The 12424-nt window shown below is 45.3% G+C and carries 11 protein-coding genes; all 11 read left to right on the top strand.

Going from position 1 to position 12424, the window contains the following annotated elements:
• The first annotated feature begins 3 nt into the window (after positions 1-3).
• The 11 genes from LPY66_RS17790 to LPY66_RS17740 all read left to right on the top strand — a co-directional run bounded on the left by LPY66_RS17790 (position 4) and on the right by LPY66_RS17740 (position 12386).
• Positions 4-1017 (top strand): LysR family transcriptional regulator, encoded by a 1014-nt coding sequence (locus LPY66_RS17790; protein ID WP_337985584.1) that lies wholly within the window; start codon positions 4-6, stop codon positions 1015-1017.
• Positions 1018-1567: 550 nt separating this feature from the next.
• A complete protein-coding gene (locus LPY66_RS17785) occupies positions 1568-2179 on the top strand; it encodes a hypothetical protein (RefSeq protein WP_337985583.1) in 612 nt (203 codons plus the stop codon).
• Between the two features lie 134 nt (positions 2180-2313).
• Positions 2314-4380, top strand: a complete 2067-nt coding sequence (locus LPY66_RS17780; protein WP_337985582.1) for a sigma 54-interacting transcriptional regulator — start codon at positions 2314-2316, stop codon at positions 4378-4380.
• 83 nt (positions 4381-4463) lie between these two features.
• On the top strand, positions 4464-4628 hold the full coding sequence (locus LPY66_RS17775; protein WP_337985581.1) for a hypothetical protein: 165 nt from the start codon (positions 4464-4466) through the stop codon (positions 4626-4628).
• Positions 4629-4707: 79 nt separating this feature from the next.
• Positions 4708-5610: an MBL fold metallo-hydrolase gene (locus LPY66_RS17770; RefSeq protein ID WP_443112498.1), complete on the top strand. Its 903-nt coding sequence runs from the start codon at positions 4708-4710 to the stop codon at positions 5608-5610.
• Positions 5611-6331: 721 nt separating this feature from the next.
• Positions 6332-7582, top strand: coding sequence for a CaiB/BaiF CoA transferase family protein (locus LPY66_RS17765; protein ID WP_337985579.1), 1251 nt, complete (start codon positions 6332-6334; stop codon positions 7580-7582).
• A 118-nt stretch (positions 7583-7700) separates the two neighbouring features.
• Complete coding sequence (locus LPY66_RS17760; RefSeq protein WP_337985578.1) at positions 7701-8846, top strand: acyl-CoA dehydrogenase; 1146 nt, start codon at positions 7701-7703, stop codon at positions 8844-8846.
• A gap of 163 nt (positions 8847-9009) precedes the next feature.
• On the top strand, positions 9010-9777 hold the full coding sequence (locus LPY66_RS17755; protein WP_337985577.1) for an electron transfer flavoprotein: 768 nt from the start codon (positions 9010-9012) through the stop codon (positions 9775-9777).
• Positions 9778-9793: 16 nt separating this feature from the next.
• Positions 9794-10732, top strand: a complete 939-nt coding sequence (locus LPY66_RS17750) for an electron transfer flavoprotein subunit alpha/FixB family protein (RefSeq protein WP_337985576.1) — start codon at positions 9794-9796, stop codon at positions 10730-10732.
• Positions 10733-10809: 77 nt separating this feature from the next.
• On the top strand, positions 10810-12108 hold the full coding sequence (locus LPY66_RS17745; protein ID WP_337985575.1) for an FAD-dependent oxidoreductase: 1299 nt from the start codon (positions 10810-10812) through the stop codon (positions 12106-12108).
• Positions 12105-12386: a ferredoxin family protein gene (locus LPY66_RS17740; protein WP_337985574.1), complete on the top strand. Its 282-nt coding sequence runs from the start codon at positions 12105-12107 to the stop codon at positions 12384-12386. The genes LPY66_RS17745 and LPY66_RS17740 overlap by 4 nt, the downstream gene beginning before the upstream one ends.
• Positions 12387-12424 lie beyond the last annotated feature (38 nt).

Below are 12424 nucleotides of genomic sequence, written 5' to 3'. Positions count from 1 at the left end.
TGAATGAAAGAACAGAGAACATCGCAAACTGCTCTTCAAGCAAATTTACAAAAAACAAACCATGAATTAGAATATTCTCAGAACCCTATGATGAAAGAAGGCTCTTCGGTGGATATTCGAAAAATGAAATACTTTATTTCCGTTGCAGAGACGCTTAGTTTTACCAAAGCAGCCAAGCAGCATTATATCTCGCAAACCGCGATGAGTCAGCAAATCGCGTCGATGGAAGAGGAGCTTGGGTTTATGCTGTTTGCCCGCACCCGGAACAGGGTGGCGCTCACAGCGTCGGGATGTTCTTTATTGGAAGATGTTAAAGGCATTGTCGATCGCTATGAACGGGCGGTACAGAAAGCTAAAAACTTACGCGACAACGCGCCGCACAGCATTCTGGTGGCGTTCACCGATGAAACAGAAAGGGAATTTCTAGCCGATATTATTGAGGAATACCAGAAAATGAATCCGGATAACCATAACGCGATTGATGTCAAAAAAATCGGTTTTATGGATCTTAACACAGGAATGATGAATGACCTGTATGATGCTGTCATCGCACCATCTCAGCTTTTTAGGGACATAAAAGATATTGAAACACTGCGATTATGCAGTGCCGAACTGCTCCTTGGTGTCAGCAAAAACCACCCCAAGGCGAAGCAATTTACCATCGACGCATCAGAGATTGCCGGTGAAAAAATTCTGATGTCAGCACGGGATATCGGTCCGGAGATGGTTGACTATGCCCTGGAAGCTTGTCGGCTGGACGGCTACGAACCTAATTTTGTTGAATGCGATAAGATATTATCTTTTGATGCCTATATGCTGCTGGTTGAAATGGATAAAGGCGTCGCTTTTCTCCCGGACTCTCCCCGTTTACCGAGAAGTAGCCGTATCGCTTATCTGAAGATTATGAACAGTGTCCATCGCTATAATATTGATTTAGCCTGGAAAAAGGATAGAACTAATCCCATATTGCAAACGTTCATTGCGGCAGCCTGCCGGGTGCAACAAAGCCGCTGTTAGCACAGAATTACTCGGTATGGTTATACCGGAAATGCCGGAAGACGTCATTGTCATTGTGGAGACAATTGAAAAATAAAAGGAGCAATTGCCCTACGATTTCTATCAATCGTATGCAATCGCTCCTTTTTTACGCTTTATTAATAATTCCGGATTCTAAATAATGGGAAAACTCTTTTTCATAAATGCAAAAGAATCTCAGTATTGCGTAATCAGATAATACCCAACCCATGACAGCGTGCCGTCTGGGTACTGCATGTTATGGCACAATTCTTGCAAATAGTAGTATTGGAGTCTGTGTGTTCTGGATGAGTCGGTTATATCGGGTAGCGTATCCTAACAACCGCCTTTAATTATATTCTCATGTGAATTATTCGGTGTCTAAAGGAGGAATATTTCAGATGGCTTTACGAAAGGTTATGCTCAATATTAATAGCGTTGATCGTGTCATGGTTTAAAAATAGTGGTTGTAACAAGCACACGAAATAGGGGATAATAAAGTGTTGGTCATTTGGATTTGAACCGACAAATCTTACACAATGTGGAGAACTATATGCCGGAAATAATAAAGTATGTCGTAATTCTGGGTGCTTGTATTCAGTTGTTCGGATGTTTCTTTTATATCAAAGACACCTTGTTGGGCAAAACAAAACCAAATAAAGTGACTTGGCTGATGTGGTCGATCGCTCCGATGATCGCTTCAGGTGCCGCCTTCTCCGAAGGTGTTCGTTGGGCAATTCTACCGACATTTATGGCGGGATTTGGCCCATTCATTGTTTTTGTTTTTTCCTTTGTCAATAAAAATGCCTACTGGAAGTTAGGCAAGTTCGATTACGTTTGCGGGGTCTTTTCTTTAATGGCACTGATTTTATGGGGAGTAACGAAGGAACCCTGGGTTGCTATCACCTTGTCCTTACTCAGTGACGGATTTGCGGCATTACCGACATTAGTAAAAACGTTTCATTATCCGGAAACAGAAAACATATCTCCCTATATCACAGGGTTATTAGGTCAGCTGACAACATTTGCAGCATTAACCGCATGGGATTTTGCATCGTTGGCATTCCCGGTGTATTTAATCTTCATGAATACTCTGTTTATCATCTTTATCTGCCGAGCAACGCTTGTTGCACTGTTTAAACGCATTGCTTTAAAGCAAATATAAAGTGTCTCACGTTCTCTTATTTCGGTGTCCATGGTCAAAGAATGCTAGTGCAGAATAATAAATGATTGTTTTATCTAAGGACTAGCGCCAGCCAAGTTTTTACTTAAAAGCAGCGAAGGAGTTGGGAAAGGGATATGATGGAACATAAAGTTGCGTTACTCCGTACCCGTGAATATTGGCAGGCCATTGAGCAGTGTAAAATGGATTTTGTCTATAACAACATTGATCCGTTAAGTAACGTGGCTATTCGGCGGGAAGTCGCCGAATCCTGGATGCGCTCCAAACAAAATGGGGTAAAATTGGATACGGATCACTTAAAATATAAGATGACCTATCGGCAAATAACAGATATCAAAGAAAAAAACAAGCTGCTCATTGAGTTTGCCGAACCTATCATTCAAAAGTTTATCGAATCCGATGCAGCCTCACCCAATCGCTCCCTGGAGTTGTACGATATCCATGGTATCTTCATTTCCGGAACCCATGTCAAACTCACCGATGACAAAATCGAGAGCTTGATCTGGAATGAAAAGACGACGGGGACGACGGCCCATGACCTGGCTATTTTGCACAAAAAACCCTATCAACTCATCGGGCCTGAAAACTATCTGATGATTATTAAGAATACTGTCTGCACCTCTGCACCGATCATCAATGAGGAGGGGGTTGTCTTAGGCACCTTGGACTATGTGCAGATATTAGGAGAAAATCCCTGGGATGAATATGCCTTTGAAAAATACTCACAATCCATGGCCTGGGTATGTTCCATGGTTATGGCCATTGAAGAGCAAATCAAAATCCATAAACGCAATGTATCGCTCAGGGAAATAAATGAAAAACTGCGCAAAACATCCGAAGCTTTAAGGATAACACTGGACTTTTTTGATGAAGGTGTCATTACGACAGACGCCGAAGGAATCATTAGCCGTGTCAATAAAGAAGGGTGCAAAATGCTGAAAGCAGAACGCAGCTTTCTGGAAGGACGCAATATCGCCGAATTTTTACAGCGAGGATCGGTTATACCTGACTGTTTAGCCGAAAAGAGAAGTGTGGATTATATCGAAGAGAATATCCACGTCAATGATGAGGTACAGCCTTATCTTCTCAGTATTCGGCCGGTGTTGAAGCCGGAAACCACTGAACTTGATTTTGCAATCCTCCGCTTGGACTATGCGGATAAGATTAATGCCCTGGTTGCCGCTCGCAGCGGTGCTGTGGCGAAGTTCCGCTTTGAAGATATCATCGGTCACAGCGAGAGTGTCGTGCGTGCGAAAAAAATGGCCCAGCGCTTCGCTGAGTCTCAGGAAAATATATTGCTGCTTGGAGAGAGCGGCACGGACAAAGAGATATTTGCCCAAGCGATTCATAATCAATTATATCCGAATAGACCGTTTATCACCCTGAACTGCGCAGCCATGCCCAGAAATTTGATCGAAAGTGAGCTGTTCGGTTATGAGAGTGGGGTATTGACCGGGGCAGAGAAAAACGGCCGCCCGGGGAAAATTGAATTGGCTAACGGGGGAACGCTCTTCCTTGACGAGATCGGTGAGATGCCTTATGAAATTCAAGCGGCGATCATGCGGGTTCTGAATGACAAAATGGTCATGCGTTTAGGCGGGAAGCAATACCGCCATGTCCAGTTTCGTTTGATTACCGCAACAAGTCATGATCTGACTGAACTAGCTAAAAAGAAAGCATTTCGTGAAGATTTCTATTTTTTACTCTCGGTGCTTTACATTGAGATCCCCCCTTTACGGGAGCGCATGGATGATATTCCCCTGTTGGCAGATTACTTTATCGAACAATACACTACGCGTATGGGCTTTAAGGTACCGCGTATGACCCAGGCGGCAAGGATGAAGCTCTTGGAATATGACTGGCCGGGTAATGTGCGTCAATTGGAAAATGCCATGATTTATGCCGTCAATTTAGCAGAAGACCAGGTCATTGACATCCATCATCTGCCCAAGGAAGTACTTCAGATGAAAGACAATGAAGGCTATTGGCCCAAGTCAACACAGAGCAAGGAAAATACACAGGCTGCTCACTTCTCCATCAAGGATTCAGAAAAAGATGTCATTTTGCACGCATTGGATAGTGCAGGGAATAATATCGCTGCAGCAGCCAAGCTTTTAGGTGTCAATAAGACGACCTTATATCGAAAACTCAAGAAACACGCTATTCAGTACCAGCAAAAATAGTACGTGATCTTATCGGTCAATCAATCGATCAATCAATCGGTCAATAGATAACAGGTCATATTCAAAGGGAAACCAATAGCGTTATGGGAAATAAATCCAGTGAAGGGAAAGGAGTGGCGAGGCGGATCAATGCGGCGATCGATCTCAGCCTGGAGCAGGCCTTTGATCTCAGTGATACTTTTTCCGAACTGTTAGACAGCAATGCTGATTCGCTCAGCGGCGCCAAGGCTTTTGCTGATAAACACTAAAAAGAATCGTTTTATCCATCGTTATGATATAATAGACGTAAGCAATTCATTGGAACGTATAAAAGGATTGATCATCATGATGGATATTATTCAAGTCAAGGGAAACACCTTCTGCATTGATACGGGTATGACCTACATACCCTACTACCAGATTAACGAAGAGGAAATCATCCTGTTGGATTCCGGCTGGGCCAAAGGTGAAAGAAAAGGTATCGACGAGCTGTTGGAATCGCGAGGTTTCAAGGTTGCAGCGATTCTATGCAGCCATGCCCATATCGACCATGTTGGGAATAACGCCTATTATAAGGAGAAACATGGCAGTACCATCGCCATGCCCTCATTTGAAGCGCTTCTGTGCAGTTCGGTCAACCATCTCAAGACATTTTACAGCGGTCAGACATTGACCGAAATAACCGAACATTATGGCAACATGATTTGTGAGACGGATATTCTGATTTCAGATGAGCAAGAAAAAATATATTTGTGCGGTGTTAAGTTTAAGATCATTCATACGCCGGGGCACAGCCCCGCACATATCTGTATCGTCACACCGGATAATGTCGCCTATCTGGGGGATGCCCTGATCAGTCATGATGTGATGAAAGGTTCGAAAATTCCTTACGCTTTTATCCTCAGTGAGGATCTGAGAAGCAAGAAAAAACTTTACGGTCTACGCTGCAGTAAATACATTGTAGCCCATAGAGGCATATACGATGATATAACAGATCTGATTACGGACAACATTGACTGTTATAGGGAAAGAGCAGAGCGTATCTATGCTGTTGTTGAAGGGGCCATGACGAAGGAAGATATTCTTAAAGCGGCTATAAAAAAATACAACATTCAGGTAAATACGATCTATAAGTATGCGTTTGTTGATCGCATGCTGCATTCTTACATTGAATATCTGCATGAAACAGGTCGGTTGACCCTGAATATTGATCACGGATTTCTCAAATATTCAAAAGCGGATCATGCTTGACCTATTTAGTTAGTCAGTATGTCATAGTTTGAATAGTTTTATAATACACTATTACGTACTTCTGTCATGGTATTAAAAAATACTGAACTAGTATTACGTATTTGAAATAACTACACAAAAGAATATCTCAATCATTTACTTCAAATTAGGTCTGCGTGCCACAGTTCCGGCGACAAGCGGAGCATGGATTGCGTAGCGCAACGGTCCATGGATGGACCTAAGTTAAAATTTGCCAAGGAGGGCAAAAGAATTTTAACTTCTATAATGTAAATTCATGGAGGGCACAAGAGCCGAAAGCGGAATGTGGCATGCAGACCAACCGCAGAATAAAGCTTACGTATTTGTTTGCCTAGTTATTTAGAATACAATGTACTAGTATTACGTACGTTAAATAAAGAAGCAAATAATAGCAAGAAAAATGCAAACCGGTAAAGGGAGCCTAATGGTATTTCCTTACCGGTTTTTTTATCCCTTAGATAACGTTTGTCCGTTTTATCTTTTATCGCACTTCCTTGCGAATTCGCTTCGGCCATCTATCATATTTGGTAAAAAAGACGCAGTTTTAAGAATCGTGAGAAAGCAATGAGAAGCAATGAGCCCGTAAAGGGTTAATTTTAATGGTTCTCAGCTAAAAAAAAAGCCTGGCACGATTTTTGCTATTTATCTATTAATGTAGTGATACAAATAACTTATTCAGAGTGACTATAAGGAAGGTGAATTAATGTCTACAGAAAGTGTACGCAGTGCGTCACTGATCCCTGAATTTGGGACTCTAAGCGGGGTACGGGTATTATCCAGCGGTAACATTATCGCTGCACCCTATGCAGCCGGGTTGATGGCTGAAATGGGCGCCGAAGTCATCCATTTAGAGCGGCCGGGTGTGGGCGATACGGCGCGTGCTGTCCCCGGGGAATTTGGTGTCAATTCCTTCTGGGCTGCCCAAGCGAGAAACCGCTTGAGCATGACCTTGGAACTGGATATGAATAATGAAAAATCCAAGGAAATATTCTTAGGACTGATTAGGCAGTCTGACATTTGGGTGGAGAGCCTGGTCTGGCTGGAAAAATTGGGGATCAATGACGAGATGATCATGGAAGCGAATCCGCAGATCGTTATTGTCCATGTCAGCGGGTATGGCAAGAAAGAATTTGGCGGAATTCCCGAAGTCTGCGATCGTCCCTCGTTTGATATCATCGGGCAAGCATTTAGCGGTTATCTGTCCCTTACCGGTGTTGACGGCGGCGACTTCTCACCGGGTAAACCCATGCTGGATGATTATTTAACATCCTATTACGCTGTTTTCGGGGCCCTGTCCGCGTATATCCGGCGACTAAAAACCGGAAAAGGCGAGATCGTCGATCTGGCACAGTATGAAGCGGCATCCTACATCATGAACAGAGAATTTGTGGAATATCAGTATTCCAAAAGACTGCCGCCAAGAACCGGTACGCGTTCCGATTCTCAGCCATATGGTGTCTATCAGGCAGGAGACGGCCGATATGTTGCTGTAGGTACTGTCGGACCGTCCACGTATTATCGGGCGCTCAAAGTCATGGGGCTGGATACGGATTATTTTGATTTTATATCCTGTGGTGCGAGCTATACCGCAACCCAATCACCCAAAGGCAAAGAACTTGCAGCCAAAATTGATGAGTGGATGAGGAGCCACACCGCGCAGGAAGTAGAGGATCTCTATAATAAGACCAAAACCCCGGCTGCCGTCGTCAATACGGTGGCTGATTGTCTGACCCATCCGCATTTTCTGTCCAGAGATAATTTTGTAACCTATATCGATGATAACTCCGGTAAAGAAGTCACCAGCTTTGATGTTATTCCAAAAATGAAAAACAATCCGGGGAAAGTATGGCGCGGTGGCCCAAAGCTGGGTCAAGACACGGAAAATATTCTGAGGACAATACTCGGATTCTCCGATGAGAAAATTGCCGGACTCCACGCGGACAAAATTATTTGATTATGAGCATGGTCAAGGGGAACGTTCAAGTTGAAAGGTCATTCTTTCTAACTTGAAATGATAAATCAGTTGGTTGAAAGTTATTATATTTTAATTAAGCAAAATGGAGGGTATAACAATGGATTTTAGAATTTCCGAAGAACAAGAATTATTATTGGAAAGCCTGCGCGAGTTAGTTGCCAGGGAAGCTCCCGAAGAGTATATCAAACAGCATGATGAAAACCACACCTATCCCAGCAGCTTTATTCAGGCACTGACAGATAACGGTTTTGGTATGCTTGGCGTACCGGAAGAATACGGCGGCACGGAAGTCGATATTCTTACCCTGATGCTGGTCGCCGAGGAGATCGCGAAGCAGGGCGTTCCCACCTACCTTTACGGTAATGCGCTTGGTATCGACGACATGCTTACTTTCGGCAATGACGAACAGAAAGCCATCACGATGGAATATGCCAAAAAAGGTGAATTGTCCTTCAGCTTAGGATTTACCGAACCCCAAGCCGGATCCGACAGCAGTTCTTTACAGACTTCCTACACGCGCAAAGACGGCAAGGTCATTATCAATGGCCATAAAACCTTTATCACCGGTGCCAGCCAATCACCGTATATTCTGTGTATGGCCAGAAATGCCGATACCACCGATCCGAATAAGACCTTCAGCATGTGGTTTGTTCCGGCGAACAGCCCGGGCATTACGATCGAACCTCTGCACAAACTCGGTATGAATATGGTTCCGACCTGCGAAGTTTATTTAGACAACGTTGTGGTCGAGGAAAAAGATCTTGTAGGTGAAGAAGGCAAGGGCTTTATTCAGCTGATGAAGAACTTCGAAATTGAACGCCTCATGCTGTCTGCCGGTTGTCTCGGCGCTGCGCAATGCGCTTTTGCAGATGCTGCTCGCTATGCCAACCAGAGAGTACAGTTCGGCAAACCTATCGGCTCCTTCCAGCTGATCCAGGAAAAACTGACCTATATGGCAATTAAAATTGAAAACATGAAGAACATGGTTTACAAAACAGCGTGGCAGAAAGACAACAACATCTCCGTTAAAACTTCTTCCGCACTGACGAAACTGTATTGTGCTCAATCCGCTTTTGAAATCGCCGACGATGCGATGCAGATTCTGGGCGGGATCGGATACACAACGGACCACAGAGTATCCCGGATCTGGAGAGACCTTCGCTCCCAGAGAATCGCGGGCGGAACAGACCAGATTATGGTTCATATTGCCGGCCGTGCCATTTTAAAAGAATACAGTAAATAGGATAACGACCTTCACAAAGAACTCCATGCGACGAGAAACCGGCCTTATTAGCAGGCCGGTTTCTCCCACGGTACTTTTAGTAGGTGATGATACCGATGGCCTTACTCATAATTTATAACCAGATTAATAACCTGATTAATAATCCTGACGAGAGGTGAAGAATTTGAAAATTGTAGCTTGTTACAAAATAGTTCCCGAAGAACAAGACCTTATCATCCGTCCCGACCGTACACTTAACTGGGAAAGAGCCGAATGGAAAATCGGGCAATATGATCTGTGTGCAGTGGAAGCCGGTATGCAATTAAGTGAAACTAACGGGGGATCACTTACCGCTCTCAGCGCCGGTACCAAACAGTTGGAGAATTCCAAATTAAAGAAAGGAATTCTCTCCAGAGGACCGCAGGATCTTTTCATTATTGCGGATGATGCGTTGGACAATGCCGATGCATTCCAGACAGCCAGTACGTTAGCTGCTGCGGTAAACAAAATTGGCGATGTCGATTTAGTGCTTTGCGGTGAAGGGTCTTCCGATCTTTATACCCAGCAAGTAGGGGTTCAGCTCGGTGAGCTGCTCGGTTACCCGGTGATCAATGCGGTAAGCAAAATAACAGTTCAAGACGGTAAACTTTTGGTGGAGCGGACACTAGAGGATGAAGTGGAAGTTCTCCAGATCCCGTTGCCTGCGGTTATCTCCGTAACAACAGACATTAACCTGCCGCGTATTCCCAGTATGAAAGAAATCCTGGCTGCGGGCAAAAAACCGGTCACCCAGTGGGGTCTTGCTGATCTTGACCTTGCCGGCAAGGGCAGTGCGACCAAGATTGACAGTACATTAGCGCCGGAGCAGGCGGACCGTAAACGAATCCTATTTGAAGGCGATTCTGAAGAGGTTATCCAAAAACTCTATGAGAATCTGCGTAAAGAGCTATAAGAAAGGAGGCAAATTCATGGCTGGAATGAAAAATATATGGGTATTTGCAGATAAAAAGGACGCGATACTGGAATTATGTGCAGGAGGCCGTACGTTGGGTGATAAAGTCACCGCGTTGGTTATAGCGCCCCGCACCGATGCAGAGCAAGTTATCGCCGGAGGAGCAGACCAAGTCTATTGGTTAGGGGATAAACAGGACGGCAAATTGATCGAGGATTATTTTGCCGCCATTTTTGATCTGATTCAGACCCAAAAACCCGATGTCGTATTATTAGGCACCACGAAACGGTGTAAATTGATGGCTGGCCGTCTCGCCGCCCGCTTGGGAACTTCTGCTTTGATGGATGTCATGGAATTCAGCGCAACGGACAACGGCCTCCAGGCGAAACGCATGGTTTACGGGGGGGCGGCCGTTCGGACGGAGTCAAGCGCTGCTGATCTGACCATTGCCACGGTAGGACCTGGTGTTTTTGAGAAACTGCCGGAGGACAGCGGACGTCAGGGAACAATTGAAGACGTTGCTGCAGCGGCTGGTTCCGCCATTACCTGTGTCGAAAAACGCCCGAAAGTCGGCGAGTCGGTCAACCTGGCTGCAGCGAAACGCGTTGTTGCTGTCGGTCGTGGTATTGCCAATAAAGAAGACCTTAAGATGATCGAAGAGTTGGCCGGACTTCTCGGCGCCGAAATCGGCTGCTCACGGCCGCTGGCAGAAGGTGTCGACTGGCTGCCCAGAGAACGCTACATTGGTGTCTCCGGCGTCATGTTTAAACCGGATCTTTATATTGGGATCGGAATATCCGGTCAGATCCAGCATATGGTCGGCTGCAACCAGGCCAAAACCATTGTTGCCATTAATAAAGATAAAGCAGCTCCGATTTTCCAACAAGCAGATTACGGTATCGTCGGTGATCTTTATAAAGCCATCCCGGCTTTAATCGAGGTGCTGAAAAAATAAGCAGCTATAGAGGCAGATCTATCAGAAGAGATTTCTTTTTGATAGATCTCCTTTTCCAGAATAATTGAGGTGAAGAAATGAGTACGGATAAATATCAGGCCATCGTCGTTGGCGGAGGACCGGCAGGTCTCGCCGCAGCATATAGGTTGGCTGAGCAAGGCGCGGAGGTTGTCTTGATCGAAAGAGGCGACTACTGCGGCAGCAAGAACTTAAGCGGCGGTGTACTTTACAGCAGAGTCTTGGATCAGCTCATACCGGGATACTGGGAAGATGCGGTGATCGAAAGGCCAATCACAAACTATCTCACCACCCTGATGACCAAAGATGATTATTTTAATCTGGAATACAAAAGCAAAAGCCTCGCCGCCACGCCGTATAATGCCGTCACGGTGTTGAGGGGGAAATTTGACCGTTGGCTGGCGGATAAGGCAGAAGAAGCCGGCGTCATGATGGTCACAGGAATTAAAGTCGAGAAGTTACTGAAAGAAGGTAACCGCATCGTGGGTGTTAGCACCGGCGATGAAGAAATGTTGGCCGATGTTGTGATTTTGGCTGACGGGATTAATTCTTTTTTAGCCAAAGAAGCGGGGTTACGCGGAAATATCCACTTGGACCATCTGGCCGTTGGCGCGAAAGCGCTCATTGAACTTCCCGCGGAAGTAATTGAAGAACGATTTCACTTAAACAGCCAGGAAGGTGCTGCTTACGCCATTTTAGGCCAAGCCACGTATGGCGTTGCCGGCGGCGGATTCTTCTATACCAACCGGGATAGTCTGTCCATTGGGGTTGTTATGCGTCTGGATGACCTGGTCAAAGCGAAAGTCAAGCCTGCGGATGCCTTGGATGATTTACTGGAGCACCCCATGGTGGCACCATTGGTAAAGGACGGGAAAATGGTGGAGTATGGCGCGCACCTTACCGGTGAAGGCGGCTTTAAGATGGTGCCGGCAAAGCTGTATGGTGAAGGATACCTGATCGTCGGTGATGCAGCCGGCTTTACCATTAATAGCGGTCTGGTGATCAGAGGGATGGATCTGGCAATCGGTTCGGGAATCGCAGCAGCTGATGCTGTCCTTGAAGCCCAGAAGAAAGGCGATTATTCCGACGCGTCGCTGAGTGCCTACAGCCGGAATTTAGAAAACAGCTTTGTCATGAAAGATTTGAAGCTATATGCCAAGGCACCCGACTTTATGGAAAGTGACAGACTGTATAAAAAATATGCATCCATGGTTAATCAGTTGTTTGGAGACATCTATACCCATGATTTAACGCCGAAAGAACGTCTGATGAAAACGGCCGTGAAGTCGATGAAGGATAACGGCATTTCCATGCTGGATCTGATCAAAGACGGCTGGAAGGGAGTGAAAGCCCTATGATCCGGTTGACCATGGCAGATAAACTCGCTTTAAATAAGTTTGAAGTTAACGAGGGCGAACCGCATATCCTTATTAATCAAGAAAAGTGCAGGACGTGCGGTGAGAAGAATTGTTTATTCGCTTGTCCTGCCCAGCTTTACAGCGAACAAAACGGCGAAATCACCGTAGAGTGGGCAGGGTGCCTAGAATGTGGGACCTGTCTGGCAGTGTGCACTAAGGACGCGCTTTCCTGGAAATACCCTCAAGGTGGATTTGGTATTATCTATAGACAAGGATAAGAAAAGCAGACAACTGCTAGACATACTCCGAATTGGTA

The sequence above is a fragment of the Dehalobacter sp. DCM genome, assembly GCF_024972775.1.
GTDB lineage: Bacteria > Bacillota > Desulfitobacteriia > Desulfitobacteriales > Syntrophobotulaceae > Dehalobacter.
This window is presented reverse-complemented; position numbering and strand designations above follow the sequence as displayed.

Excerpts from the sequence above, each read along its gene's own strand:
- LPY66_RS17790 (WP_337985584.1), top strand. The coding sequence starts at position 4 with ATGAAAGAACAGAGAACATCGCAAACTGCTCTTCAAGCAAATTTACAA.
- LPY66_RS17785 (WP_337985583.1), top strand. The coding sequence starts at position 1,568 with ATGCCGGAAATAATAAAGTATGTCGTAATTCTGGGTGCTTGTATTCAG.
- LPY66_RS17780 (WP_337985582.1), top strand. The coding sequence starts at position 2,314 with ATGATGGAACATAAAGTTGCGTTACTCCGTACCCGTGAATATTGGCAG.
- LPY66_RS17775 (WP_337985581.1), top strand. The coding sequence starts at position 4,464 with ATGGGAAATAAATCCAGTGAAGGGAAAGGAGTGGCGAGGCGGATCAAT.
- LPY66_RS17770 (WP_443112498.1), top strand. The coding sequence starts at position 4,708 with ATGGATATTATTCAAGTCAAGGGAAACACCTTCTGCATTGATACGGGT.
- LPY66_RS17765 (WP_337985579.1), top strand. The coding sequence starts at position 6,332 with ATGTCTACAGAAAGTGTACGCAGTGCGTCACTGATCCCTGAATTTGGG.
- LPY66_RS17760 (WP_337985578.1), top strand. The coding sequence starts at position 7,701 with ATGGATTTTAGAATTTCCGAAGAACAAGAATTATTATTGGAAAGCCTG.
- LPY66_RS17750 (WP_337985576.1), top strand. The coding sequence starts at position 9,794 with ATGGCTGGAATGAAAAATATATGGGTATTTGCAGATAAAAAGGACGCG.
- LPY66_RS17745 (WP_337985575.1), top strand. The coding sequence starts at position 10,810 with ATGAGTACGGATAAATATCAGGCCATCGTCGTTGGCGGAGGACCGGCA.
- LPY66_RS17740 (WP_337985574.1), top strand. The coding sequence starts at position 12,105 with ATGATCCGGTTGACCATGGCAGATAAACTCGCTTTAAATAAGTTTGAA.